Genomic DNA, 23,816 nt, shown 5'->3' on the forward strand with positions numbered 1-23,816 from the left:
GCCGGGTCAGCGGGCCCGGACCGCCCGGGCCGAGGCGCGCCACTGGGACGGCGACATGCCTGCTTCCCGCCGGAAGGCGCGGGCGAACCCGAGCTCGGAGCGGTAGCCGACCCGGTGCGCGACCTCCGCAACGGTGGCCGTGTCGTCGGCGAGCAGCTCCCGCCCCACCCCGACCCGGACGGCGGTCAGGTACCCGGCGGGGCTGCGCCCGACCAGCTCGGTGAAGCGTTCGGCGAAGGCGGCCCGGGACATGGTCGCCTCCCGGGGCCATGTCGGCCACCGTCCAGGCGCGGGTGAGGTCGGCGTGCACGGCGCGCAGGGCCCGCCCGATGCGCGGGTCCAGCGCGGAGGACAGCCACTGGTCCGCGCAGCAGGGCTGCTGCTCGACCCACATGCGCACCGCGGTCACCGCGATCGTGGTCGCGATCCGCGAACAGATCGCCGTGTCGCCGCTGCGGACCGCCCCGCCGACGGTGCTCCACCCGCACGCCATGCCGCGGACCAGGACCGCCATGCCCGGCTCGGCGGCCCCGAACGACCGGGCGACCACCGCGTCCGGGAGCGGGCCCTCGTCGGGCCGCGCGGCCGGGGCCGCGTCAGCTCGACGACGGTGGCCTCGGCGCCGCCGTCGCCGCGGACGGTCAGGTCGGCGCGCCGCGGGACCAGGACGAGGTCGCCCGCCGCGACCGCGGTCCAGCCCTGCTCGGCCGCCGCCCGGACCGCGGCGCGGCCGTCGTGCAGGAACACGAACCCGGCGGTGTCGCGGAGCACCGTGGACACGGCGCCGTCGGTCACCCGGGATCGGCGGGACCGGCGCAGCTCCCACTCCATGCCGGCGAGCATCCGGTCGAGACGGGAGTCGATCGCATCGGGTAGAGGTGCGGTCACACCGTGATCAGCCACGCTGCCCGACCGGCTATTCCGGTCGGTGCGCAGCGGCTCGTCACGGCCGCGGTGCGGGACCACCTCGGTAGCTGCTCACGGCAGTGGAAGCTCGTCCCGCGGCCCCGATGCGGGAATCCCCCACCGGCCCGCCCCGGACGGGAGTCAGTCCCGCGCCTCGACGTAATCGGTGCTCTCCTCGCCGACCGGGGTGCGTGACCCGCCCAACGCCCCGTCGGCCCAGCTCGCGGCCTTCCGCAGCCGCAGGCTGTTGGTGACCACCAGGAACGACGAGAGCGCCATCGCGGCCCCGGCGAGCAGGGGGTTCAGCAGGCCCGCCATGGCGACGGGATCGCCGCGGTGTTGTAGCCGAACGCCCACCAGAGGTTCCCGCGGATGGTGCCCATCGTGGCGCGGGCCAGCTCGACGGTCGCCCGGGAGCACGCGCAGGTCGTCGCGCACGAGTACGACGTCGGCGGCCTCCAGGGCGACGTCGGTGCCCGAGCCCACGGCGATGCCCAGGTCCGCGGCGACGAGCGCGGCGGCGTCGTTCACCCCGTCGCCGACCATCGCGACGGTGCGGCCCTGGGCCTGCAGCGCACGGATGTGGTCGACTTGCCGTCGGGCAGCGCGCCGGCGACGACCTCGGTGATCCCACAGGCGGCGGCGACGGCGTGCGCGGCGGCGGGCCGGTCACCGGTCAGCAGCACCGGGCGCAGCCCCATCGCGACCAGCTCGGCGACGGCCACCGGCGCGGACTCCTTCACCGGGTCGGCCAGCGCGACCAGCCCGGCGAGAGCCTCGTCGACGTGCACGGCGACGACGGTGTGCCCGGCCGCCTCCCACTCCGCGAGCCGCGGTGCGAGCGCACCCGGGACCTCCGGAGGACGACCGACGGTGACGGTGCGACCGTCGACGGTGCCGCGGGCTCCGAGCCCGGGCAGCGCGACGAAGTCCTCCACCGCCGGGACGTCCGAACCGGCGTGGGCACGGATCGCGACGGCGATGGCGTGCTCGGACCCGCTCTCGACGGAGGCGGCGCGGGCCAGCAGCTGCGCCGCGTCGCCACCCGGGACGGCCGCGACCTCGACCACGGCCATCCGCCCGGTCGTCAGCGTGCCGGTCTTGTCGAGCACGACGGTGTCGGCGGCCCGGGTGGTCTCCAGCGCCCGGTGCCCCTTCACGAAGATGCCCAGCTCGGCGCCGCGGCCGGTCGCGACCATCAGCGCGGTCGGCGTCGCCAGCCCCAGCGCGCACGGGCAGGCGATGATCACGACGGCGATCGCGGGGGCCAGCGCGCCGGCCCACCCCGCACCGGCCAGCAGCCAGCCCCCGAGGGTGAGCAGCGCCAACCCCAGCACCACCGGCACGAACACCGACGACACCCGGTCGACCAACCGCTGCGTCGCGGACTTCTCGGTCTGCGCCCGCTCGACGGCCGCGATCATCCGCGCGAGGCGGGTGTCGGCCCCGACCTGCTCGGCGACGACGACCAGCCGCCCGCCCGAGGCGATCGTGCCGCCGGTGACGGCGTCGCCCGGCCCGACCTCGACCGGGACCGGCTCGCCGGTCATCGCGCTGGTGTCGACGGCGGCCCGCCCGGTCTCGACGACGCCGTCGGCGGCGACCCGCTCGCCCGGCCGCACCAGGAAACGGTCGCCGACCCGCAGGCGTCGCACCGGGACGCGGGACTCCGCACCCCCGGACAGGACGGTGACCTCGTCGGTCTCCAGCGCGGCGAGCGAGCGCATGACCCGCCCGGCGGTACGGCGGGCGCGGGCCTCGAAGTACCGCCCGGCCAGCACGAACGTCGTCACCCCGGCGGCGACCTCGAGGTAGAGCGGCCCGGAGGGGTGCAGCACCGCGTCCCACCCCGTGAGGGTCTGCCGGGTGTCGAGGAAGGCCATCTCCCCCAGCGACCAGGCCGAGGCCGAGATCACGCCGAGCGAGACGAGGGTGTCCATCGACGTCGTCCCGTGACGCAGGTTCAGCACCGCGGTGCGGTGGAACGGCCACGCCGCCCAGCCGACGACGGGCAGCGCGAGCGCCACGACCACCCACTGCCAGTACGGGAAGCGCAGCGACGGCACCAGCGACATCGCCAGCGACAGGTCGGCCAGCGGGATGAACAGGATGAGCGCGACGGCCATCCTGGTCCGCAGCCGGCGCAGCGCGGTGTCGTCGGAGGTGGCCTCGTCACCGGTGTCGGTGGGACGGATCTCGGTGGCGCCGTAGCCGGCCTTGCGGACCGTCTCGACCAGGGTCGCGACCGGGGTCGCCGACGGGTACCGGACCAGCGCGCGCTCGGTCGCGAGGTTGACGGTCGCGTCGACGCCGTCGAGCCTGCCGAGCTTGCGCTCGACGCGGCCGACGCAGGCGGCGCAGGTCATGCCGTCGATCTTGAGTTCGACCGTACGGACGTCCGTCTCCGGCGCGGACCGGTCCACGGCGCTGTCGGTACTCACGACCCCATGGTTCTACACGCGATCGAAGATCCGCCACCCGGGCCCCTGACCTGCGGCGGACCGATGCCCCGCCGAACCGTTGCGGGACGAGAGGGCGTACAACTGGTCGTCGGGAGCGGGGCACACGGACGTCCGAGGAGGAGACCCTGATGGCCACCGGGAAGCGGAAGGCGGCGGCGAAGAACCCGCTCACCGCGAAGAAGGGACCGTCGCAGTTCACGGTGATCGCAGTGATCGTCGTCGTGGCCTTCGCGGCCGTCGTCGGTGTAGGCGTCTACTGGAAGAACTCCGGGGGCGGGATCGCGGTCCCGGCCAACGCGTCCGCGCAGGGCGTGACCGTCGGCAACGAGGCGGCCCCGAAGACGATCGACATCTACCTCGACTTCCAGTGCCCGATCTGCAAGCAGTTCGAGGCGCAGGCCGGGCAGACCCTCGACCAGCTCGTCTCCTCCGGCCAGGCGAAGATCGTCTACCACCCCATCGCCATCCTGGACCGCGCCTCGTCGACCCGGTACTCGACCCGTTCGGGCGCCGCGGCGGGGTGCGCGGCCGCGGCGGGGGTGTTCCCGCAGTTCGAGAAGGAGCTCTACGACAACCAGCCCGCCGAGGGCGGCGCCGGGCTCCCGAACGAGCAGCTGGTCGCGCTCGGGCAGAAGGTCGGCGCGGGCGGCGACTTCGCCCAGTGCGTCGACGACCAGCGCTACGCCCCCTGGGTCACCCAGATCACCCAGCAGGCGCTGCGCGACGGCGTGTCCGGCACCCCGACCGTGAAGGTCGACGGCACCCAGGTCGACGCGACCCCGCAGGCCGTCGCGCAGGCGGTCGCCGCGGGCTGACCCACGCGGGTCCGGCCCCCGGCGGCGGAGCGGACGCACCATCCGATCTGCAATTGCACCCGCAGTAGCATCGTGGGCGACCATCGGCAGGAGCCACCGGAGGACGTGTGGTCATGACCGCGGCACACGGCCCACTCGTCATCCGCAAACGGCTGGGCTGGGCCCTCAAGCAGCTCCGCACGGGGCGCCACCGGCAGCTCTCCGAGATCGCGAAGCTCCTCGAGGTCTCGCCCTCCAAGCTGTCCCGCATCGAGACGGGGCAGGTGGAGCCGAAGTTCCGTGACGTCCGCGACCTGCTGGACATCTACGAGGCATCCGACGCCGAACGCGAGCGGATCCTGGGATGGGCGAACGACGCGAAGGCTCCGGGCTGGTGGGAGCCCTTCGGTCCCGCACCGTCGGGCGTCGACCTGGACATGCTCATCTCCCTGGAGGCGGAGGCCCGGGCCAAGGAGACGTTCAGCATCCCGATCTCCGGTCTCCTGCAGACCGAGGACTACGCGAGGTTGCTCCTGACCGAGGTGTTCGCCGGTCGGGCCCGGAGCGAGATCGAGCGCATGGTGGAGATCCGCCTCGGCCGGCAGAACGTCATCGAGCCCGACCGGGCCGAGGCCCCGCCGCTGGAGCTCCACGTCCTCCTCGACGAGGTCGCACTGCACCGGTGCGCCGACCAGGAGGTGCTCCGGGCGCAGATCAGCGAGCTGATCCGCCGGGGCGACCAGCCCAACGTCACGCTGCAGATCCTGCCGTTCCACGCCGGCTGGACGAGCGCGACCAGCACGTTCTCCGTCTTCACCCCACGCCGTCCCGAGACGGACTGGCCGATGGTCAACGTCGAGGGCACGGAGAACGACGTCTTCGTCGACACCCCGCAGGCCGTCGCCGACTACCGCCGGATCTGGCGCCAGCTCCTCGACCGGGCCATGTCCCCCGACGAGAGCCGCGCGATGCTGGAGCGACGGTTCGCGGGGCGGTCCTAGCCGCGCAGACGGTCGAGGTCGAACTCGCCGTTCTTGACCCCGCGGACGAAGGCCGTCCACTCGTCGTCGGTGAAACCGACGACGGTCGCCTCCGCGGTCGTCGACCGGACACGCACACCGGCCGCGTCGGCGGCCACCGCGACGCACTCGCCCTTCGCACAGAAGGAACTGGTGACGAACTGCCCCTCGGACACTGTCGACCTCGGCTTCGCATCACGCCGGTCGGGGCCGGCAGCACCGTCGGTGCGGGGAGCGGCACCGACGCCTCGTACAACGAGCGCCCCCGGCGAAGGGCGTGACCGGCGCCCGGCCGAGGAGAGGTTCACTCGTTCGTCCCGGTCGGGGAGTGGCGCTCAGCCCTGGGTGGCGATCTCCCCCGGCGTCGCCGCGACCCGGTTCTCCGCCCGCCGGATCAGCATGATCCCCCCGAGGATCAGCACCCCGCCCGCCACCTGGATCAGGCTCGGGACCTGCGCGATCAGCACCCAGGCCGCCAGCACCCCGAACATCACCTCGGACAGCCCCACGAACGAGGCGACCCGCGTGTCGAGCCGTCGGATCGCGATGATCCCCGTGAGGTACGGCAGCACCGTCGCGAGCACGACCAGCATCCCCAGCAGCACCGGCCACGGCACGTCGGTGCCCGCCAGGCTCCCGCTGGACTCCCCCACCCGCCACGGCGTGATGCCCAGCAGACCGGTCACCGTGAGCGTCACCGCGCCGACGACCATCGCGCCGGAGATCATCAACAGCGGTGGGACGCCGCCCCGGTCGTCGCCGCCGGGGAGGAGGAAGTAGACGCAGACGCACGCCGCCGAGCCGAGGCCCCACAGGATTCCCGTCAGGTCGACGCGTTGCGGCCCGAACGGGTCGACGACCAGTACCAGCCCGACCAGCGAGACCAGGCAGCCGACGAGCGTCACCGCCGCCGGGGCGGTCCGGGTCCGCGCCCACGTCCAGCCGACGAGCAGCACGGGCGCGAGGAACTCCAGCAGCAGCGCGACGCCCACCGACAGGTGCTGCAACGCCTGGAAGAAGCACAGCTGGACACCCGCGACGGCGGCCAGGCCGTAGAGCAGGACCTTGCGGGCGTTCGGCGCGCTGAGCGGGTAGCGGCGCAGCATCACGACCGTCACCGGGAGGAGCAGGACCGCCGCGCCGGCGATGCGCAGCAGCGTCGTGAGCCCGGGCGACCAGCCCGCCTCCAGGAACGCCGCACCGAGCGGTCCGGAGAAGCCGTACGCGGCGGCCGAGACCAGCGCCCACAGCAGCCCGCGGACCACGTGATCCCGTGTCACGACCGAAGCACCAATAGACTCCTGACACTAGGAACCGACCATGTCAGGGGTCAACATGGAATTCGCCCATGACACCCAGGTGCTGCTCGCGGCGGCCGCGGCGCTGGTGAACACCCGTCGGGCCGACCCGGACCCGCTCGACGACGTGCCGGGCTTCGCCGCGTGGCTGGCCGAGCAGCCGTACTCGGGGCGCCGCGCCGGCTCCGACGACGAGCGCCGGGCCGTCCGGGTGCTCCGCGAGCGGCTGGCCGGGCTGTGGCCCGCCCACGGCGAGGACGACGGCCCCGACCGCGACGGCACCGTCACCCTGGTCAACGCCATCCTCGCCGAGACCGACGCGCGCCCGCACCTCGCGCGGCACGACGGCTGGGACTGGCACCTGCACGTCACCCCGCAGGACGCCCCGCTGGCGGACCGGATGGGCGCGGAGATCGCGATGTCGGTCGTCGACCTGGTGCGCCGCGACGACCTGTCCCGGCTGCGCCGCTGCGCCGCCGAGGACTGCGACGCCGTGCTGGTCGACCTGTCCCGCAACCGTTCCAAGCGCTTCTGCGACACCGGCAACTGCGCGAACCGCGCGCACGTCGCCGCCTACCGCGCCCGCCGCGCCACCCGTTCCTCCGAGCGCCCTTCCTCCGGCGCGGGCGGGCCGGGGCGGGTCAGCTCCGGGCCGTCAGGTGCTCGGTGAGCAGGGCGTTCACCTCGTCGGGGCGCTCGTAGTTCAGTAGGTGGGCCGAGTCGGCGACCTCGGCGTAGCGGGCGCCGGGGATCGCGTCGGCGATCTCGTGCAGCGACGACGGCGGCGTCGCCGGGTCGTCCGCCCCCGCCACGGCGAGTGCCGGCACCGACACCCCGCCCAGCTCGGCGCGGATGTCGAAGGCGCCGATGGCGGCGCAGCAGGCGGCGTAGCTCTCGTCGTCGGAGGCGCGCAGCATGTCCAGCAGCCGCTGCTCTCCGGCCGGGTCGCGCTGCGCCCAGGACTCGACGTACCAGGTCCCGGGGCGGGAGCCGACCATCGCGGCGGTGCCGTCCGCCCGCACGGTCGCCGCGCGCTGCGGCCACGAGTCCGGGTTCGGGAAGCGCGCCGCCGTCGCCAGGACCGCGATGCTGCGCACCCGCTCCCCGCCGTGCACGCCGAGCCACTGGCCGATCGCCCCGCCGATCGAGACGCCGACGTAGTGGAAGTCCGCGACCCCGGCGGCGTCGGCGGCGGCGAGCGCGCCGCGGCCGAGGTCGGCGATCGTCAGGTCACCGGTGACGGGGGCCGAGTCGCCGTGGCCCGGCAGGTCGAACCGGACGCAGCGGAAGCGGTCGGACAGGGCCGCCACCTGGGCGTCGAACAGGTGCAGGTCGGTACCCAGCGACGGGCCGAACAGCACCGCCGGTGCGTCGGCCGGACCGTCCACGACGTGGTGCAGATCGAGTGCCATGTGCCCATCCTGCACCGGCTGCGGATCGCGGCCCGGGTTCGTAGGGTCGTGGGCGAGGACGTGTGCGTCACCGGAGCCGCTGGAGAGAGGACCGTCCATGGCCGAGCTCGAGAGACGTTCAGGATGCTGATCGGCGGGAAGCCGTCCGACGCGGCGTCCGGCCGCACCTTCGAGACGCAGAACCCGTTCACCGGAGCGCCCTGGGCGACCGTGCCGGACTGCGGCCCCGACGACGTCGACGCCGCCGTCGCCGCCGCCCGCAGCGCGCTCGACGGCGAGTGGGGCGCTGACCCCGTTCGGCCGCGCCGCCTGCCTGCGTCGGCTGGGCGACCTGATCACCGAGAACGCCGAGACGCTGGCCCGGACCGAGGTCAGCGACTCCGGGAAGCTGTACCGGGAGATGATCGGCCAGCTAGGGCGTGTCTCCCAAATAGGCGGACCGGGGTGCGCGATGCTTGATCGGTGCCGCGCACCGCTGTCCTGACCGATGCCCAGTGGGCCCGTCTGGCGCCGCTGTTGCCCTCCTCCGAGGGGCGTCGCGGGCGCCCGTTCCGCGATGACCGCCGGGTGCTCGAGGGGATCATCTACCGGTATCGGTGCGGGCTTGCCTGGCGAGACGTCCCGGCCGAGTTCGGGCCGTGGCAGACGTTGTGGAAGCGGCACCGCCGCTACAGCGGAGACGGCACCTGGGACCACATCCTGGCTGCTCTTCTGGTCGAGGCCGACGCCGCCGCGGTGCTCGGGTGGGCGGTCAGCGTGGACTCCACGATCATCCGTGCCCACCAGCATGCCGCGACCCTCAAGCGCGACACAGGGGGCCGGATCGAACTACACGAATCTGCTCGCCGAACCAGCAGATCACGCGCTGGGACGGTCCCGCGGAGGGCTGTCGACGAAGATCCACCAGCTCGTTGACGGGCACGGCCGCCCGCTGGTGGTCCTCCTCGGCCCCGGCCAGGGCGGCGACTCGCCAGTGTTTCCGCACCTGATGGCGCACCTGAGCATCGCCCGACCGGGCCCGGGACGACCCCGGACCCGGCCCGAACGCGTGCGCGCGGACAAGGCCTACTCCTCACGCGCGATCCGCCGGCACCTGCGCGAGCGCCGGATCATCGCTGTCATTCCGGAGCCCTCTGACCAGCAGGGGCACCGCAAACGACGCGGCTCACGCGGCGGCCGACCGCCCGCATTCGATCCGGTCGACTACCGAAACCGCAACGTCGTCGAGCGCGGGTTCTGCCACGTCAAGCAGTGGCGCGGTCTGGCCACCCGTTACGACAAGCTCGCCCTGACCTTCCGCGGCGGCGCCGTCCTGAAAGCGATCCTCACCTGGCTCCGCGCATTGGGAGACACGCCCTAGGCGGTCTCGGCGGCTGGTACCAGTACTACGCCGGGATCGCCCCGACGATCGAGGGCCGCCAGATCCCCACTCCGAACCCGAACTACCTGGTCTACACGCGCAAGGAACCGGTCGGCGTCGTCGCGGCGATCACGCCGTGGAACTCCCCGCTGCTGCTGATGACCTGGAAGGTCGCACCCGCGCTGGCCGCGGGCTGCACGATCGTCGTGAAGCCGTCGGAGCACGCGCCCGCCTCGACGCTGAAGTGGGCCGAGCTGATCGAGAAGGCCGGGATCCCGGCCGGCGTTGTCAACGTCGTCACCACGAACGACCGGGACACCGCCGCGCACCTGGCCGGGCACCCGGGCGTCGACAAGGTCGCGTTCACCGGCTCCACCGCGACCGGACGGTCGATCGCGAAGGCGGCCGCCGAGAACCTGAACACGGTCACCCTGGAGCTGGGTGGCAAGTCCCCGCAGGTCGTGTTCCCCGACGCCGACCTGGAGGCCGCCGCGAACGGGATCGTCGCCGGCGTGTTCGCCGCGACCGGCCAGACCTGCATGGCGGGGTCGCGGCTGATCGTGCACGCCGACGTCCACGACGAGCTCGTGCGGCTCGTCGCCGAGCGCGCGGCGACGATCACCCTCGGCGACCCGAACGCCGAGGACACCGAGATGGGTCCCGTCGCGAACGGGCCGCAGTACGAGAAGGTGCTCGGCTACTTGGAGACGGCGAAGGCGGAGGGCAACACCGTCGCCTACGGCGGGGCCGCCGAGTCCGGCCTGGGCGGCTACTTCGTGCAGCCGACCGTGATCACCGGGGTGACGCCCGAGTCCACGGTCTACCAGGAGGAGGTGTTCGGCCCGGTGCTCGCGGCGCTGAGGTTCACTGACGAGGACGAGGCGGTGAACCTCGCCAACGACACCCCCTACGGCCTGGCCGGTGCGGTGTGGACGAAGGACGTGCACCGTGCGCACCGGGTCGCGGGGAGGATCCGCGCCGGGACGGTGTGGATCAACGCCTACCGGGTGGTGTCGCCGAGCGTCCCGTTCGGCGGGTTCGGGCACTCCGGGCTCGGCCGGGAGAACGGCGTCGCGGCCGTCGAGGAGTACCTGGAGAACAAGTCGGTGTGGGTGGAGCTGACCGGCGGCACCCGCGACCCGTTCACCCTCGGCTGAGGCCGGACTCCGGTTCCGGGGATGTGCAACCGCCGCGCCCGGGGTCGAGGTCCCGGGCACGGCGGTCCTCCGGCGCCGCGGGCGGGACGCGCGGGCCCGGCGACGGGGAGCGTCGCCGGATCCAGCGGCCACGTCGTGCGGCGTGGAAGTCGGGGAGCGACCACGGAACCGATGCGGACAGCACGCTACGACCGGCGGCGGCCGCCGCTCGCGGACTGAGACCCCGACCGGTGGACGGACCCGCGAGCGCGACGGGTGGGAAAGCGTTCCGCCGTCCGGAGCAGTCGGACCCGTCGGTCGCGCGCGGGGCTCTCAGAGCGTGTTTGGAAATTCTAGTGGGTTGAGGGTGTCGTGTGTTTCTGCTGGCGGGTGGCGGGGTATCCACGGGCGATGCGGCGGGTGATGGTGTTGATCGCGGCCCAGCGGATCATGGCTTCGGATGTGGTGGGGTGGCGTTCGTAGTCTCGGGCCAGGCGTCGGTGTGCGGTGAGCCAGGCCAGGGTCCGTTCGACCACCCACCTTCGTGGGAGGACGGTGAATCCGCGCTGCTCGGGTGGCTTGCGGATGATCTCGATCGTTGTCTGCAGGATCGTGGCGGCCCAGTCGAGCAGTCGCCCGGCGAAGCCGGCGTCGGCGTAGACGAACCGCACCCTGGTGCGCAGGTAGAGGTTGAGCAGGATCGGCTTGGCGCCGTCGCGGTCCTGTACCGAGGCCGAGCACACCATCGTGGTCAGCAGCAGACCGAGGGTGTCGGTCACGATGAACCGTTTCCGTCCGCCTGTCTTCTTCCCGGCGTCGTAGCCGCGGGAGTCCTGGCCGACGGTGTCGGCGCCCTTGACCGACTGGGAATCGATGATCCCCGCACTCGGCTCCGGATCACGGCCCTCGGCGATACGTAACTGCCCCCGCACGACCGGGAGGATCTTCTCGGTGACCTTCTGCTGTTCCCACTGGTTGAAGTACCAGTAGACGGTCTGCCAGGGCGGGAAGTCCACCGGCAACGCCCGCCAGGCACACCCGGTCCGCACGACATACAAGATCGCGTCCAGCACGTCCCGACGAGCATGAGCAACAGGCCGCCCCCGCCGCGCGAGCGGCGGTAACAACGGCTCGATCACCACCCACTGGGCATCACTGGTGTCCGAGGGGTACCGGCGCGGTCGTTCCTGCATGCCGACCACGATGGAGCACCCCAGCCGTGTCGACCATCCCGACACACCCACCATTTCCAAACACGCTCTCAGCGGCCGCCGGACAGCCCGCTCCCGGGACGACGGCGGTCGGCACCTCGGCACCCCCGGCGGCCTCGGCACCGTCAGGCCAGGACCACCTGCCCGCCCTCGACCCGCACCGGTCGCGAGGTGAGCGGTGCCCGGGCGGGTCCGTCGAGCGGGGCCCCGTCGGAGACGGCGAACAGGCTGCCGTGGCAGGGACAGGAGATGCCGGCCCCGGAGACCTGGTCGACGAGGCAGCCCTGGTGCGGGCAGGTCGCGTCGAAGGCCAGGACGGTGTTCGCGTCCGGGCGGGTCACGACGACCCGCTGCTCGGCGAAGACCCGCCCGCCGCCGACCGGGACGTCGTCGACGGCGGTGAGTCCGGCGGGCGCCGGGGCGGCGGCGCTGCTCGGCGCGGGCGCCGGAGTGGTCGGCTCGGGTGTGGGGGTGGACGGTGCGGGCGCGGCGGGGGCCGTGTCACGCGGGGTTCCGTAGGTGGCGCAGCCCGCGGCACAGCAGGCCACGGCAGCGCCGGCGCCGGCGAGGAGCCGGCGGCGCGGGATCGGGGACACGGGGACCTCCGGGGTTCGGTGGGAGCGGTCGGGGATCAGAACGACAGGCCGTGGCCGGTGAAGAACCACAGTGCCGAGGTGAGCCAGACCCCGGCGAGCACGGCGAGCAGCACCCCACCCGCGACGGCGAGCAGCCACCCGGGCACGCCCGGGCGCCGCAGGAGCAGCATCTTGGTGACGAACGCGCCGGTAGAACAGGCAGCCGAGCGCGGAGTGCAGCAGCGCCGACGTCGTCGCGCCGGACCAGCCGAACGCGTAGAGGCACTGCACGGCGACGGGCACGGTCACCAGCACCGCGACCCGGCCCGACCACCGGTGCGCGACCGCGGTCGCCGGGTCGGCGTAGCCGCGCATCATCATCCGACCCGTCACCCCCTGGACGATCGCGAGGACCAGGGCGGCCGAGCCGAGCCAGGCCTTCGCCGCGGCCCCGCTGGAGAACCCGGCGAGGTTCACCGCGACGCCGGTGCCGACGTGCTGACGGGCCCAGACCCCGAGGGCCACCGCGACCAGCGACCCGACGACGACCGGGACGGCGACGACCCGCCACGACGGGCCCTCCGCCGGGACGGCGACCTCCTGGGCCGCCTCCGCGGCCGGGCGGCGACGCGCGCGGGTCGGGTCGGGTCTCGCCGCGCGGGACCGGCGACGGTCGGGGGTGCTCCCGGCCCGGGCCGCGTCGTCGGCGCCCGTGGACCATCCGGGCTGCGGGACGTCATCGGCGGCCCGGCGCGGGCGGCCGGGACGCGCGCGGTCCCGGCGTCCCGCGCCGGGCGGCGCGGCGTGGTGACCCCGTGGGCGCCCGAACCGCCGCCCGGGGGCGGGGTGAGCGGGCCGGTCGGGGTGAACAGGTCCCCCGCGACGGCGTCGCGGCGCCGGTCGGCGGTGCCCGCCCACCGGTCCGCGGCCGTGTCGGGGTCGTGATCGGGTGCTCGGGACGGCTCCGGGACGGCGGCCCAGCCGCCGCTGTGCTCGGGGCCGCGCGGGTTCGGGATGTCCGCGGGGACCGGGGCGAACCCGACCGGATCGGTGAGGTCGCGGTCCGCGTGCCGCGCGCGGGGGGACATCAGTACCCACCGCCGTAGCCGCTGCCGCCGGTGGCCGGGGCCTCGGCGGCCGCGGGCTCTGTGCCGGGGGCGGGTGCCGTGTCGGACGCGTCGGTCCGGGCAGCGGTGAACTCCCAGGACCGCCCGTCGGCGCGGGCGGTGCCGGTGGCGACGCCGTCGGCGACGGTGTACGCGACCTCCGCGCCGTCCTTGCCGGTCAGGCGGGTGGTGCCGCCGGGGGTGGCGGTGCCCGTCGTCCAGGACTCGACGCCGCGGTTGTCGCAGACGTAGGCCTTCACGGCGCCGTCGGTGACCCAGATGTCGACGGTGACCGTCCCGTCCGTCGACCGGCCCGTGTAGGCGACCGTGCCGGTCGCGGCCGGGGCGGCCGTCGGAGCGGGCGCCGCCGGAGGGGCGAGCGAGCCCGCCGCCTGGTCGACGGCGGCGGGGGCCGCTGCGGGCAGCGGTTCCGGTTCCGCGGTGAGCACGACGTTGGCCGTCGCGGCCCCGGCGGCGACCGCGCCGACGGCGGCCATGGTCAGGAGGGGTCCGGAGAGTCGCATGTCAGCCCACCTCGATCCGGACCGAGTCGAAGGCGGGTGTCTGGTTGGCCCGCTGCATCATCGGGGTGCGGTGCGACCCGTCGCCGGCCCACGACGAGCACTGCAGCTCGCCGGTCTGCTCGACCCGGGCACGTCGATCGTGACGCTGTCCGGCCGTGCTCCTCCGCCGCCGTCCTCGGTGGCCAGGAAGAACAGCGGGTCGGGCGCCGAGTCCGGTGCCTCGCCCGGATCGGGCAGGATCCGGCAGGCGGTGTGGAAGTGGCCGCGCTGGAGCCCCTGGCCGTTCAGCAGGGACGCCTCGGCGTAGTAGCCGCCCTGGGCCGCGGGCAGGAACCGGTCGCGGACCAGGTTCCGGGTGCTGACGGTCAGGCGGAACGCCTCCCCCGGGCGGACCTTCGTCGGGGCCTGGGTGATCAGCAGCGACGGGCTGCGGCCGGCGTCGGCGACCTCGCCGAACGCGGTGGACACGCAGCGGGGCGCCTTCTGGAACCCGTCGTGGGCGGTGAGCCTGCTGCCGGAGCAGTCGACGGCGAGGATGTCGAGCGCCGACGGCGCGCCCGTGCCGTTCCCGTCGGCCTTCCCGGCTGCTCCGCCCCCCGCGCCGTCGGAACCCCGGCCGTCGGCGGCACCGGAGCCCTGGTCGTCGGCGGCACCGGACCCCGAGCCCGATCCGTCGGCGCCCGAGGTGCCCGAGCCCGCGCCCGAGGTGCCCGAGCCCGCGTCCGAGGAGTCCGGCCCCGAGGAGCCGGACCCCGTGTGCCCGGAGTGGTCGTGCCCCCCGCCCCCGGAGGAGCCCGCGGCATCGGACGTGTTCCCGGCCCCGTCGGACGAGCCGGACCCGCCGGACGAGTCGGACGGCCCGGATGCGACGTTCGCCGGCCGGTCCCCCCGGTCGACGGAGGCGGCCCCGGCGGCGTAGGCGGCGGGCCCGGCGACGAGCAGGCCCAGTGCGAGCGCGGTGACCGCGATCGTCCTGCTGCGGCTGGTGGTGGATCTCATCGGTATCGGCTCCTCGGGGCGGTGCGGTGCGCGCCGGTGGTGCGGGAGGGCGGCGCTCCGGTGTCGGTGTCCAGGTCGAGGTCGTGGGGGGTGGCGTCGGCGAGGCCGGGATCGGGCCGGGGCCGGACCGGCGGCACGTGCGCCAGCTCGTCCCAGGGGTCGGGCGGGCCGACCGGCAGGGCCCGCCGGGCGCCGTCGCGGGGGTGGCGCGGGGCGGGGACGAGGGCGGTGGCCGGGCCGGCAGCGGGCCGGCCACGCCGGTGCAGGGTCATGAGCAGCCCGCCCGCGGCGAGCAGCGCGACCCCGACCACCAGGGCCGGCACGACGACGTCGGTCGCGCTGCGGGCGCCGGTCGGCACCGGATCGGGTGGGGCGGGCAGGGCCGCGTAGTCGACCAGCCCGGTCGACTCCAGGTAGCCGATGTGCCGGGTGACGTACACCGACGCCTCGTTCGCGAACTGCCGCATGAGCTCGTTGCGGGTGCCGACCTTGACGTCGGTGATCACCGGCAGGACCGAGCCGTGCGCGGCGCGCAGGAGCTGCACGAACTGGCGGTCGTAGTCGGTCCCGGTGCGGGCGGTCAGGTCGTTCATCCAGCCGATCTGCTGGTCGTTCGGTCTGCTGGGCAGCAGGACCCCGAGCTGTTCGGCGGTGGAACGGACCAGTGCGTCGAGATCGTGGTGCTCGACGCCGAGCTTGCGCGCGACCCTCGCGGACCGCCGGCGAGGTGGCCTGCTGCTCACCCTGCTGCCCGGTCGGTGCCTCCCAGAGACCGGCGAGGCGCACCTTCTGCAGCAGGTCGCGGTCGGCGGGGCCGAGCGGCCCCCACCGGGTCTGCGTCCATCCCTGCTGCTGGTCGGTGGTGGCCGAGGTGGCCACCCAGTACTGGGCGAGCGCGACCGCGGCGACCGCGGCCAGCGCGGCGAGCACCGACCAGCGGAGCGGGCCGGGGATCCGGCGGGACATGGGCTCTCCCCTTCTCAGACCTGGGCGAACTGCTCGGTGTGCACCCGGTCGTCCGGGACACCGAGCGCGGTGAGGGTGGCGAGGACGTCGCCGACGAGCTGCGGCCGGCCGCAGACGAAGTAGTCGAGGCGGCGGGCCGGGTCGTCGAGATCGGTCAGGACGGCGGCGAGCAGCGCGGTGTCGATCGGCCCGGTGGCCCCGGCCCAGTCCGCGGACGGGCGGCGCAGCACCTCGGTGACCTGCAGGTCGATCAGTGTGCGCAGGTGCGCGAGCTCGGCCCGGAACAGCAGGTCGGCGCGGTCGCGGGCGTGCACGACCAGCCGGTACGGCCGCCGGTCGTCGCGGTCGGCTGCGGTGCGCAGCATGCTCATCATCGGCGTGATCCCGACGCCGCCCGCGATCAGCACGAGCCCGGTCGACGGCACCGAGTCCGGGGTGAACGAGCCGTACGGGCCGTCCACCCAGACCGGGTCGCCGCGGCGCAGCTCGCGCAGCCGCCCGGCGAAGTCGCCGGTGTGCCGGACGGTGAACTCGACCCGCCCACCGTCGGCCGCCGACGAGGCGATCGTAAACGGGTGCTCCTCCACCGACATCCGCTCCAGCCGCAGCCAGGCGAACTGGCCGGGCCGGAACCACGGCCCGGCGTGCCGGCCGGGCCGGGCGAGCACGAGGGTCGACACGGTCGGGCTCTCCGGGCGCACGACGTGCACCCGGAACTCGCCGGTCGCCGCGCGGGCACCCCAGCGGAGCACCAGGACCGCGACCAGCAGCAGGCCGAGCCCGCCGAGCACCGGCCCCATGACGGCGTCGCCGACCAGGTTGTTCAGCCACAGCACGTGCAGCGACGACGCGCCGACGACGACCGCGGCCAGGCTCAGGTGCAGCCAGCGCCACACCTCGTGCGAGCCGGTCCGGACCCCGCGCAGCGCGAGCACCAGCAGCACGACGACCGCGACCGTCGCGAGGGTGGCGGCCTGGCCGCGGGCCGGCGCGGCGAACGGCACGAGCAGCCCGACGCGTTCCGGGTGGTCGGCCACCACACAGGCCAGGTGCAGGGCGACGAGCACCCCGGCCAGCACACCGAGCCTGCGGTGCAGGCCGAGCAGGGTCTCCAGGCCGAGGGCTCCGGAGAGTCCGCGCACCCGGGACGGCAACACCGCGACGATCACCATCGCCGACAGCGCGAGCAGCCCGGTCAGGACCGAGAGCTGGTGCAGCAGCGGCTGCGGCCCGGAACGGAGCATCCAGATCAGCGACGGGCCGACGAGGACCGTGACCAGCACGGACCCCCACACCGTGCGGGCGCGGCGGTGCGCCAGCCAGGCGTCGGCGGGCGGCGGGGTGTCCCGCCGCAGAGGTGCGGTGACCGGATGCGGAACCGGGCGGTTCACCGGTCGCCGGGCGTGCGCCCGGCCGGTGAGGGTGCCCGCAGCGGGCGGGGGTGGTGGGTGCGCGAGCGGTGGACCGTCACCGACCGGCCTCGGGCCGGTCGTGGGTGCGACGCTGCGGTCGCGCGGACGCCGGGGGTGCGTCCGCGCAGGGCGGGGCGGGTCATCGGATCACTCCGGTTCGTGGAACCGGCCGGGTGGGGAGCCCCGGCCACCGCCACGGCGTCCGAGGGGGAGCGGGCCGCGGTGCGGTGACACGAACATAGGAACCCCACCGCGGCGGGGTTGCGTTCCTGAGAGCACCCGCCGCCGTCCGGTCGTCGCCGTCCGGCGGGCGGGGTCCGATCGCTCCGGTCGGCCTACCGACCTACGGCCGACCGCCGCGACGACTCTCAGAGCGTGTTTGGAAATGGTGGGTGTGTCGGGATGGTCGACACGGCTGGGGTGCTCCATCGTGGTCGGCATGCAGGAACGACCGCGCCGGTACCCCTCGGACACCAGTGATGCCCAGTGGGTGGTGATCGAGCCGTTGTTACCGCCGCTCGCGCGGCGGGGGCGGCCTGTTGCTCATGCTCGTCGGGACGTGCTGGACGCGATCTTGTATGTCGTGCGGACCGGGTGTGCCTGGCGGGCGTTGCCGGTGGACTTCCCGCCCTGGCAGACCGTCTACTGGTACTTCAACCAGTGGGAACAGCAGAAGGTCACCGAGAAGATCCTCCCGGTCGTGCGGGGGCAGTTACGTATCGCCGAGGGCCGTGATCCGGAGCCGAGTGCGGGGATCATCGATTCCCAGTCGGTCAAGGGCGCCGACACCGTCGGCCAGGACTCCCGCGGCTACGACGCCGGGAAGAAGACAGGCGGACGGAAACGGTTCATCGTGACCGACACCCTCGGTCTGCTGCTGACCACGATGGTGTGCTCGGCCTCGGTACAGGACCGCGACGGCGCCAAGCCGATCCTGCTCAACCTCTACCTGCGCACCAGGGTGCGGTTCGTCTACGCCGACGCCGGCTTCGCCGGGCGACTGCTCGACTGGGCCGCCACGATCCTGCAGACAACGATCGAGATCATCCGCAAGCCACCCGAGCAGCGCGGATTCACCGTCCTCCCACGAAGGTGGGTGGTCGAACGGACCCTGGCCTGGCTCACCGCACACCGACGCCTGGCCCGAGACTACGAACGCCACCCCACCACATCCGAAGCCATGATCCGCTGGGCCGCGATCAACACCATCACCCGCCGCATCGCCCGTGGATACCCCGCCACCCGCCAGCAGAAACACACGACACCCTCAACCCACTAGAATTTCCAAACACGCTCTCAGGTCGGGGATGGTGACCACACGCTGTGCGTCGGCCATCCCGGCGGGTCCGTCGGCGTCGACCGTCATGGCTCCGGACGGTAACCAGGAACCGCCCGGTCACGACAGGTCCACGTCGACCTGACGAGAACGCCCGGACGGTCCAGCGACCGCACCGCCACCCGGCCCAGCCGACCCCTCAGGAACGACGTGCGCGGACTGCGACGCCCGGCTCCGGGCGGCGCGGGGACGGCACCGCGACCTCGGGGTGGACGACGACGGCGAAGCGGGCCCCGGCGCCGTCGGGACCGACACCGTCGACGGTCTCGTGCGCCCGGACCGTCAGTCCGCGGGCGGTCGCGGCGGCGACGAGCGCCTCGTGCACCCGGTCGGCCGTCCCGGCCTGACCGAACGCCCCGCGGTAGTGGTAGGCCAGCAGCATCCCGCCCGGCCGCAGGCGGTCCAGCAGGGCGGTCAGACCGACCCGCAGCGTGACCGTCTCCCAGTAGTAGAGGACGTCGGAGCAGACGATCAGGTCGAAGTCGCCCTCGGGCATCTCGTGCGGGAGCGTGCGACGGACGAAGGTCCCCGACGGCACCCGGGCGGCGGCCCGCTCGACCGCGGCCGAGCAGATGTCCACCCCGAGCAGGGCCGCGGTGTGCCCGGCGAGGCGGACCGAGAGGTCTCCCTCGCCGCAGCCGACCTCCAGCACCCGGTCGAAACGGCGGCCGGCGAGCGCGTCCATGACGCTGCCGTACTTCTGCTGCTCGTAGGCCGACAGCCCGATCGAGTACGGGTCAGGGCTGCGGTAGAGCCGGTCGTGCGTGCGGCGCCCCCAGCCCGGCTGCCAGAGCCAGGTCTGGCCGGTCCAGCGGGGGTCGTGGGCGTCGCGGCCGAGCCGGGCCAGGCCGCGCACCGGGACCGCGGCGGCCCGTGCTCCGCCGCTGAGGGAGAGCCGGGCGACCCGCCGGGCGTGGTCGATCGGCGTGCGACGGACGGGTCGGCTCTCGGCCATCGGGCGCTCCGGGGGACGTGCGGGTGATACGTCCGGTGTGTCGCCGCACGACCGTCTCCGCGTTACGCCGGACGTCCCAGCAGCCCCCGATGCGGTGACTCCCCGCGAGCTAGCCCTTACGGGCCGCTGTCTCCTCGGAGGCCTTCACGACCTGCACCTGGTCGCCGATCTGCAGGTAGTCGAAGTACGCCTTGGCGTCGGCCGGCGGGACGTGGATGCAGCCCGCGGAGGAGCGGTTCGGGTCGCCGCTGTGGAAGGCGATGCCGCCGTCGTTGAAGAAGACCGACCACGGCATCGGAGCGGGGTCGCCGTTGGGCAGGCGCGACTCCTCGCTCTTGTGCTCGGCGTCCTTGCGGTAGACGCGCAGCGAGTGGCCGACCGGGGTCTCCTGGCCGTTGCCGCCGGAAGAGATGCCGATCGGGCCGCGGATGACCTTGCCGTCCTGGATGAGCCAGGACCGCTGCGAGTCCAGGTCGACGCACGCCTTGGCGGTGATCGAGCAGGGGGTGCCGGGGACGAGCGGCTGCGCGCGGGCCTGCTCGGCCGCGGGGGAGGCGGCCAGGGCGGTCCCGGCGACGGCGACACCCGCGATGGTGGCCAGTCCGAGGCCCAGTGCGACGAGGCGGCGGGGCCGCTGCCGGACGGTGTCCATGGGGTGCTCCTGTTCGTCCGCGTCGCCCGGGGCGGCGACGCCACGTGATCGTTCCGTCACCGTGGGAGACGCGTGGGGAGCGCTCAGGTTGCGTGACGAAAGGTTCGGCCGTGCCGGGTCAGTCTGCACCCCGTTCCCGACCGGCCCGGACGCGGTGCGCTCCCGTCCCGATCACCCGGAAGGACCGTCTCGGTTCCGATGTCCGGTCCGCCCGGGTTCCGCCGTCCGGTGCAGGCGGACCACCTGCTCGCTGCGCCCGGACACGACGATGCCGGCGACCCGTGGGGCCGCCGGCATCGTCGGGAGGGTCGGGTCAGTGCGGGGTGACCTCGCCCATCTCGACCCAGACGTCCTTGCCGTCCTCGCTCTGGAAGTTGATGAGCGGCTTCTCCGGCACGACCGAGCCCATGAAGTCGAAGAACTTCTGCGCGTGGTCGGTCTTCACGTGGGCGTCGCCGGCCGCGCTGTCCTTGAAGACCTCCACGATCACGAACTCGTTCGGCTTCTCGAAGTTCTCGTAGTAGTCGAAGGAGATGTTGCCCGGCTCGGAGTTCACGTCCTTCGTGTACTGCGCGATGCCGGTCAGCCACTCCTCGCGCTTGTCCGGGCGGATCTGTGCCTTGAGCACGATGAGGATCATGTGAGCCTCCGGTCACGGTCGTCGGGAACGTCGCGGGGATCGTTCCACGGATCGGTGGCGTGCGGGCGTCTCAATCAGGGACGCCCACCGGGTTGACAGCGCTCAGGAGAACGTCGCGGTGTCGATCACGAAGCGGTAGCGCACGTCGCCCCGCACGACCCGCTCCCAGGCCTCGTCGACCTGGTCGCAGGAGATCGTCTCGATGTCGGCGCCCAGGCCGTGCTCGGCACAGAAGTCGAGCATCTCCTGGGTCTCGCGGATGCCACCGATCTTCGAACCGGCCAGGCTCCTGCGGCTCGCGACGAGGGAGAAGCCGTGGTACGAGAGCGGGCCCTCCGGCACGCCGACGTTGACCATCGTCCCGTCGAGCTTGAGCAGCCCGAGGTAGGCGTCGACCGGGATTTGCGCGGCGACGGTGTTGACGATCAGGTCGAAACGGCCCGCCAGCTCGCTGAACGTGCTCTCGTCCTCGGTGGCGAAGTAGTGGTCCGCGCCGAGCCGCTTCCCGTCCTCCTGCTTGGACAGCGTGCGGGACAGGACGGTCACCTCGGCACCCATCGCGGCGGCGATCTTGACGCCCATGTGGCCGAGGCCGCCCATGCCGACGATCGCGACCTGCTTGCCGGGGCCGGCGTTCCAGTGGCGCAGCGGCGAGTACAGGGTGATGCCGGCGCACAGGAGCGGAGCGGCGACGTCGAGCTCCACGCCGTCCGGGATGCGCAGCACGTAGTTCTCGTCGACCACGATCCGCGTCGAGTAGCCGCCGTAGGTCGGCTCGCCGTCGTACTGCCGGCCGTTGTAGGTCTGCACCTCGCCCTTGAGGCAGTACTGCTCCTCACCGGCGAGGCAGTTCTCGCACTCGCGACAGGAGTCCACGAAGCAGCCGACGCCGACGCGGTCGCCCACCGCGTAGCGCGAGACCTGGTCGCCGACGGCGGAGACGACTCCGGCGATCTCGTGGCCGGGGACCATCGGGTAGATGCCCTCGCCCCACTCGTCGCGGGCCTGGTGGATGTCGGAGTGGCAGATCCCGGCGTAGGCGATGTCGATGACGACGTCGTGCGGCCGCGGGTCGCGGCGCTCGACGGTGCCGCGCTCGAACGGCTTGTTCGGGCCGGCGGTCTTCATGGCGGACACGGTCGTGGGCACGGTTCCTCCTCGTGGCGTCGCTGCCGACGCCGTGGTTCGGGTGTGGCCGGGCGCCGGTGCCGCGGCGGGATGCGCGGCCGGTCGTACGGCCGCATCGCCATGTGTCTACCCATTGATCGTTGTGTGCGATGCATCGACGGGCTGTGCGACACGTCTCCCACTCGCGGAGGAGCGCCGGGCGCCGAGGATCGGTCGGACGAGGGATCCGTGACCGTGCCGTGGCGCCCTACCGTCGGCCCATGACCGGGACGAGGGGGGACGCCGCGGTGCGGCGGGAGGACGTTGTGGACGGCGCCGCGGTGGCCGGGGCGGCGGAGGCGGCGGCGCCGCGGCCGTGGTGGAACCGGGTGGCGTGGGCGCTGCACGCGCTGCTGCGGTTCGTCCTGATCCTGCTCATGCAGCCCTACGTCTGGTCCAAGCTGAACCTGACCCAGATGGGTCGGGCCGACTACTCCGAGGCGCTCGTCATGACCGGCGAGAAGAGCCCGATGGGGCTGCTGTGGGGGTTCATGGCCTACTCCCCGGTGATCCAGTTCCTGGCCGGGTTCGCCGAGCTCGTCGTCGTGCTGCTGCTGGTGTTCCGGCGCACGGCGTGGATCGGCGGCCTGCTCGGGACCGTCGCCCTCGGCACGGTCTTCCTGCTGAACATGACCTACGACGTGCCGGTCAAGCAGCTCGCACTCGCCCTGACGGTCGGGTTCGCGCTCGTCGCGGCCCCCGAGCTGCCACGGGTGGTCCGGTTCCTGGCCGGGCGTCCGACGGCGGCGACCGAGGGGTCCCCGCGGCTGCTGCCGTGGCCGCGGGTCCGCCGGGTGACCCGATGGCTGGTCCCGGTGCTCGGACTGGTGCTGATCGCCGCGCAGGGCGCGCTGTTCCAGCAGTTCCAGCCCCCGTTCCAGCGCTCCGACATCGCGCTCGCCGGGGTCTACCGGGTCGTGGAGGACCCGACGGCCCCCGCCGGGCGGCTCGCCGACGACCGCCGCTGGCAGCACGTGGCCGTGGGGCAGTGGACCTACGTCGGCCCGTCGCTCCCGGTACCCGGCTACCCGCAGACCGGCTCCGCCGGGATCTCGGTGCGGCTCGCCGACAGCACCGTCGTCCGCGGGACCTGGCGGCCCGTCGGGGACCGGACGATCCGGGTCGAGTGGAACGCGCCGCAGTCCGGCGCGACCTCACTGGTCGAGCCTGCCGTCCGGACCGCCGAGCTGACCTGGACGCCCCGGCCCGACGGCCGGGTCGAGCTGACCGGGGACGGCCAGCGGCTCGTGCTGGAGAGCGACCCCGAGCTGCGCTTCCTCTACGACCGCGGCTTCTCCTGGGATGCGGGGAACGAGGCGACCGTCCACCGCTGAGGCCCTACGCTGGCCCGATGCTTCCACGGCTCGGGCTCGCCGAGTGGGTCGTGCTGGCCGTGGCCGGCGAGCGCCCGGTGCACGGTTTCGCCGTCGCCGCGCTCACCGCCGCCGACGGCGAGCTGGGCCGGGTCTGGCAGATCCCGCGCCCGGTCGTCTACCGGGCGATCGGCAGGCTGGTCGACGCCGGCCTGATCACCGCCGAGGCCGTCGAGACCAAGGGCGGCCCGCCCCGCACCCTCTACGCCGCCACCCCCGCCGGCCGCGGCCACGTCGACGCGTGGCTGGGCATCCCGGTGCCGCACGTGCGGGACCTGCGCTCGGAGTTCCTGCTCAAGCTGGCGGTGCTGCACCGGCACGGCCGGGACGCGACCGCGCTGGTCGAGGCCCAGCGCCGCGAGCTGGCCCCGATCGTCGCGGCGCTGCGGGCGGAACAGGACCGCGCCGCAGCGGCGGGGGACGGCGGCGACGAGTTCGACCGGATGCTGGCCGCCTGGCGGCGCACCTCGGCGGAGGCGGCGCTGGCCTTCCTCGACGAACTCTGACTTGTGC

At 73.8% G+C, this 23,816-nt stretch carries 22 protein-coding genes and 6 pseudogenes; 9 read left to right on the forward strand and 19 right to left on the reverse strand.

Translation table 11 applies throughout. The annotated features are described in order from the left end of the window. Positions 1-6: 6 nt before the first annotated feature. The 3 genes and pseudogenes from KPL57_RS19950 to KPL57_RS19960 form a co-directional block, all read right to left on the reverse strand. Positions 7-252, reverse strand: coding sequence for a helix-turn-helix transcriptional regulator (locus KPL57_RS19950; RefSeq protein ID WP_226352735.1), 246 nt, complete (start codon positions 250-252; stop codon positions 7-9). Positions 253-405: 153 nt separating this feature from the next. Continuing rightward, positions 406-888 (reverse strand): cupin domain-containing protein, encoded by a 483-nt coding sequence (locus KPL57_RS19955; protein ID WP_226352736.1) that lies wholly within the window; start codon positions 886-888, stop codon positions 406-408. A 159-nt stretch (positions 889-1,047) separates the two neighbouring features. Beyond that, positions 1,048-3,272 (reverse strand): annotated as a pseudogene (locus KPL57_RS19960) (heavy metal translocating P-type ATPase). A gap of 224 nt (positions 3,273-3,496) precedes the next feature. On the opposite strand from KPL57_RS19960, the gene KPL57_RS19965 reads away from it, so the two are divergent. Then, positions 3,497-4,183: a thioredoxin domain-containing protein gene (locus KPL57_RS19965; RefSeq protein ID WP_226352737.1), complete on the forward strand. Its 687-nt coding sequence runs from the start codon at positions 3,497-3,499 to the stop codon at positions 4,181-4,183. 113 nt (positions 4,184-4,296) lie between these two features. Next, positions 4,297-5,163 (forward strand): helix-turn-helix transcriptional regulator, encoded by an 867-nt coding sequence (locus KPL57_RS19970; protein ID WP_226352728.1) that lies wholly within the window; start codon positions 4,297-4,299, stop codon positions 5,161-5,163. Here the strand turns inward: KPL57_RS19970 and KPL57_RS19975 are convergent. Both KPL57_RS19975 and KPL57_RS19980 read right to left on the reverse strand, forming a co-directional pair. Further along, entirely contained in the window at positions 5,160-5,357 is a 198-nt protein-coding gene (locus KPL57_RS19975; protein WP_226352738.1) for a DUF397 domain-containing protein, read from the reverse strand. The two genes, KPL57_RS19970 and KPL57_RS19975, sit on opposite strands and share 4 nt — an antisense overlap. A 159-nt stretch (positions 5,358-5,516) precedes the next feature. Then, positions 5,517-6,461, reverse strand: a complete 945-nt coding sequence (locus tag KPL57_RS19980; protein ID WP_226352739.1) for a DMT family transporter — start codon at positions 6,459-6,461, stop codon at positions 5,517-5,519. A gap of 55 nt (positions 6,462-6,516) precedes the next feature. On the opposite strand from KPL57_RS19980, the gene KPL57_RS19985 reads away from it, so the two are divergent. Further along, the gene (locus KPL57_RS19985; RefSeq protein ID WP_020625334.1) at positions 6,517-7,149 is read left to right on the forward strand and encodes a CGNR zinc finger domain-containing protein; all 633 of its coding nucleotides are present in this window, start codon (positions 6,517-6,519) and stop codon (positions 7,147-7,149) included. On the opposite strand, the gene pcaD is transcribed toward KPL57_RS19985, so the two are convergent. Beyond that, positions 7,121-7,891 (reverse strand): 3-oxoadipate enol-lactonase, encoded by a 771-nt coding sequence (pcaD, locus tag KPL57_RS19990; RefSeq protein WP_043279851.1) that lies wholly within the window; start codon positions 7,889-7,891, stop codon positions 7,121-7,123. The genes KPL57_RS19985 and pcaD overlap by 29 nt on opposite strands. Before the next feature lie 123 nt (positions 7,892-8,014). Between pcaD and KPL57_RS19995 the strand changes: the two genes are divergently transcribed. The 3 genes and pseudogenes from KPL57_RS19995 to KPL57_RS20005 all read left to right on the forward strand — a co-directional run. Continuing rightward, positions 8,015-8,350, forward strand: a complete 336-nt coding sequence (locus KPL57_RS19995) for an aldehyde dehydrogenase family protein (RefSeq protein WP_374203751.1) — start codon at positions 8,015-8,017, stop codon at positions 8,348-8,350. Positions 8,351-8,353: 3 nt separating this feature from the next. Continuing rightward, positions 8,354-9,251: pseudogene (locus tag KPL57_RS20000) on the forward strand (IS5 family transposase). Next, positions 9,248-10,408: pseudogene (locus KPL57_RS20005) on the forward strand (aldehyde dehydrogenase family protein); the annotation flags it as partial. The pseudogenes KPL57_RS20000 and KPL57_RS20005, both read left to right, overlap by 4 nt. 316 nt (positions 10,409-10,724) lie before the next feature. On the opposite strand, the pseudogene KPL57_RS20010 reads toward KPL57_RS20005, so the two are convergent. The 9 genes and pseudogenes from KPL57_RS20010 to KPL57_RS20045 form a co-directional block, all read right to left on the reverse strand. Then, positions 10,725-11,634, reverse strand: a pseudogene (locus KPL57_RS20010) (IS5 family transposase); the annotation flags it as partial. 89 nt (positions 11,635-11,723) lie between these two features. Then, positions 11,724-12,263 carry a Rieske (2Fe-2S) protein gene (locus KPL57_RS20015; protein WP_308252948.1) on the reverse strand — a complete coding sequence of 180 codons (540 nt, stop codon included), beginning with the start codon at positions 12,261-12,263 and terminating at the stop codon, positions 11,724-11,726. Further along, on the reverse strand, positions 12,230-12,364 hold the full coding sequence (locus KPL57_RS66905; protein ID WP_264198336.1) for a DUF6529 family protein: 135 nt from the start codon (positions 12,362-12,364) through the stop codon (positions 12,230-12,232). Before KPL57_RS66905 ends, KPL57_RS20015 begins: the two co-directional genes overlap by 34 nt. Before the next feature lie 79 nt (positions 12,365-12,443). Next, positions 12,444-13,271 (reverse strand): annotated as a pseudogene (locus KPL57_RS69940) (DUF6529 family protein); the annotation flags it as partial. Next, positions 13,261-13,803 (reverse strand): hypothetical protein, encoded by a 543-nt coding sequence (locus KPL57_RS20025; protein ID WP_226352782.1) that lies wholly within the window; start codon positions 13,801-13,803, stop codon positions 13,261-13,263. The pseudogene KPL57_RS69940 and the gene KPL57_RS20025, both read right to left, overlap by 11 nt. 57 nt (positions 13,804-13,860) lie before the next feature. Then, a complete protein-coding gene (locus KPL57_RS20030) occupies positions 13,861-14,802 on the reverse strand; it encodes a hypothetical protein (protein ID WP_226352741.1) in 942 nt (313 codons plus the stop codon). After that, positions 14,799-15,545: a DUF4142 domain-containing protein gene (locus tag KPL57_RS20035; protein ID WP_226352742.1), complete on the reverse strand. Its 747-nt coding sequence runs from the start codon at positions 15,543-15,545 to the stop codon at positions 14,799-14,801. The genes KPL57_RS20030 and KPL57_RS20035 overlap by 4 nt, the downstream gene beginning before the upstream one ends. A 237-nt stretch (positions 15,546-15,782) precedes the next feature. Beyond that, positions 15,783-17,159, reverse strand: a complete 1,377-nt coding sequence (locus KPL57_RS20040; protein WP_226352743.1) for a ferric reductase-like transmembrane domain-containing protein — start codon at positions 17,157-17,159, stop codon at positions 15,783-15,785. Continuing rightward, on the reverse strand, positions 17,156-17,323 hold the full coding sequence (locus tag KPL57_RS20045) for a hypothetical protein (protein ID WP_158071556.1): 168 nt from the start codon (positions 17,321-17,323) through the stop codon (positions 17,156-17,158). The genes KPL57_RS20040 and KPL57_RS20045 overlap by 4 nt, the downstream gene beginning before the upstream one ends. A gap of 242 nt (positions 17,324-17,565) precedes the next feature. Between KPL57_RS20045 and KPL57_RS20050 the strand changes: the two are divergent. Next, positions 17,566-18,475 (forward strand): annotated as a pseudogene (locus tag KPL57_RS20050) (IS5 family transposase); the annotation flags it as partial. Between the two features lie 180 nt (positions 18,476-18,655). Here the strand turns inward: KPL57_RS20050 and KPL57_RS20055 are convergent. The 4 genes from KPL57_RS20055 to KPL57_RS20070 form a co-directional block, all read right to left on the reverse strand. Further along, positions 18,656-19,471 carry a trans-aconitate 2-methyltransferase gene (locus KPL57_RS20055; RefSeq protein ID WP_226352744.1) on the reverse strand — a complete coding sequence of 272 codons (816 nt, stop codon included), beginning with the start codon at positions 19,469-19,471 and terminating at the stop codon, positions 18,656-18,658. A gap of 109 nt (positions 19,472-19,580) precedes the next feature. Then, positions 19,581-20,123: a L,D-transpeptidase gene (locus tag KPL57_RS20060; protein ID WP_020627427.1), complete on the reverse strand. Its 543-nt coding sequence runs from the start codon at positions 20,121-20,123 to the stop codon at positions 19,581-19,583. A gap of 313 nt (positions 20,124-20,436) precedes the next feature. Beyond that, positions 20,437-20,763, reverse strand: a complete 327-nt coding sequence (locus tag KPL57_RS20065; RefSeq protein ID WP_020627426.1) for a putative quinol monooxygenase — start codon at positions 20,761-20,763, stop codon at positions 20,437-20,439. 102 nt (positions 20,764-20,865) lie between these two features. Continuing rightward, entirely contained in the window at positions 20,866-21,891 is a 1,026-nt protein-coding gene (locus tag KPL57_RS20070; RefSeq protein WP_226352779.1) for an NAD(P)-dependent alcohol dehydrogenase, read from the reverse strand. A 260-nt stretch (positions 21,892-22,151) separates the two neighbouring features. Here KPL57_RS20070 and KPL57_RS20075 point away from each other — a divergent pair, with 260 nt between their 5' ends. Beyond that, positions 22,152-23,264, forward strand: a complete 1,113-nt coding sequence (locus KPL57_RS20075; RefSeq protein ID WP_226352745.1) for a hypothetical protein — start codon at positions 22,152-22,154, stop codon at positions 23,262-23,264. A 17-nt stretch (positions 23,265-23,281) separates the two neighbouring features. Continuing rightward, the gene (locus tag KPL57_RS20080; RefSeq protein WP_075309553.1) at positions 23,282-23,809 is read left to right on the forward strand and encodes a PadR family transcriptional regulator; all 528 of its coding nucleotides are present in this window, start codon (positions 23,282-23,284) and stop codon (positions 23,807-23,809) included. Positions 23,810-23,816 lie beyond the last annotated feature (7 nt).

The organism is Pseudonocardia sp. ICBG601 (genome assembly GCF_020496245.1).

Bases quoted from the DNA above. Each gene is read 5' to 3' on its own strand.
- KPL57_RS19950 (WP_226352735.1), bottom strand. From the start codon at position 252: ATGTCCCGGGCCGCCTTCGCCGAACGCTTCACCGAGCTGGTCGGGCGC.
- KPL57_RS19965 (WP_226352737.1), top strand. From the start codon at position 3,497: ATGGCCACCGGGAAGCGGAAGGCGGCGGCGAAGAACCCGCTCACCGCG.
- KPL57_RS19970 (WP_226352728.1), top strand. From the start codon at position 4,297: ATGACCGCGGCACACGGCCCACTCGTCATCCGCAAACGGCTGGGCTGG.
- KPL57_RS19985 (WP_020625334.1), top strand. From the start codon at position 6,517: ATGGAATTCGCCCATGACACCCAGGTGCTGCTCGCGGCGGCCGCGGCG.
- pcaD (WP_043279851.1), bottom strand. From the start codon at position 7,891: ATGGCACTCGATCTGCACCACGTCGTGGACGGTCCGGCCGACGCACCG.
- KPL57_RS19995 (WP_374203751.1), top strand. From the start codon at position 8,015: ATGCTGATCGGCGGGAAGCCGTCCGACGCGGCGTCCGGCCGCACCTTC.
- KPL57_RS66905 (WP_264198336.1), bottom strand. From the start codon at position 12,364: ATGCTGCTCCTGCGGCGCCCGGGCGTGCCCGGGTGGCTGCTCGCCGTC.
- KPL57_RS20025 (WP_226352782.1), bottom strand. From the start codon at position 13,803: ATGCGACTCTCCGGACCCCTCCTGACCATGGCCGCCGTCGGCGCGGTC.
- KPL57_RS20030 (WP_226352741.1), bottom strand. From the start codon at position 14,802: ATGAGATCCACCACCAGCCGCAGCAGGACGATCGCGGTCACCGCGCTC.
- KPL57_RS20045 (WP_158071556.1), bottom strand. From the start codon at position 17,323: ATGACCCGCCCCGCCCTGCGCGGACGCACCCCCGGCGTCCGCGCGACC.
- KPL57_RS20055 (WP_226352744.1), bottom strand. From the start codon at position 19,471: ATGGCCGAGAGCCGACCCGTCCGTCGCACGCCGATCGACCACGCCCGG.
- KPL57_RS20060 (WP_020627427.1), bottom strand. From the start codon at position 20,123: ATGGACACCGTCCGGCAGCGGCCCCGCCGCCTCGTCGCACTGGGCCTC.
- KPL57_RS20065 (WP_020627426.1), bottom strand. From the start codon at position 20,763: ATGATCCTCATCGTGCTCAAGGCACAGATCCGCCCGGACAAGCGCGAG.
- KPL57_RS20070 (WP_226352779.1), bottom strand. From the start codon at position 21,891: ATGAAGACCGCCGGCCCGAACAAGCCGTTCGAGCGCGGCACCGTCGAG.
- KPL57_RS20075 (WP_226352745.1), top strand. From the start codon at position 22,152: ATGACCGGGACGAGGGGGGACGCCGCGGTGCGGCGGGAGGACGTTGTG.
- KPL57_RS20080 (WP_075309553.1), top strand. From the start codon at position 23,282: ATGCTTCCACGGCTCGGGCTCGCCGAGTGGGTCGTGCTGGCCGTGGCC.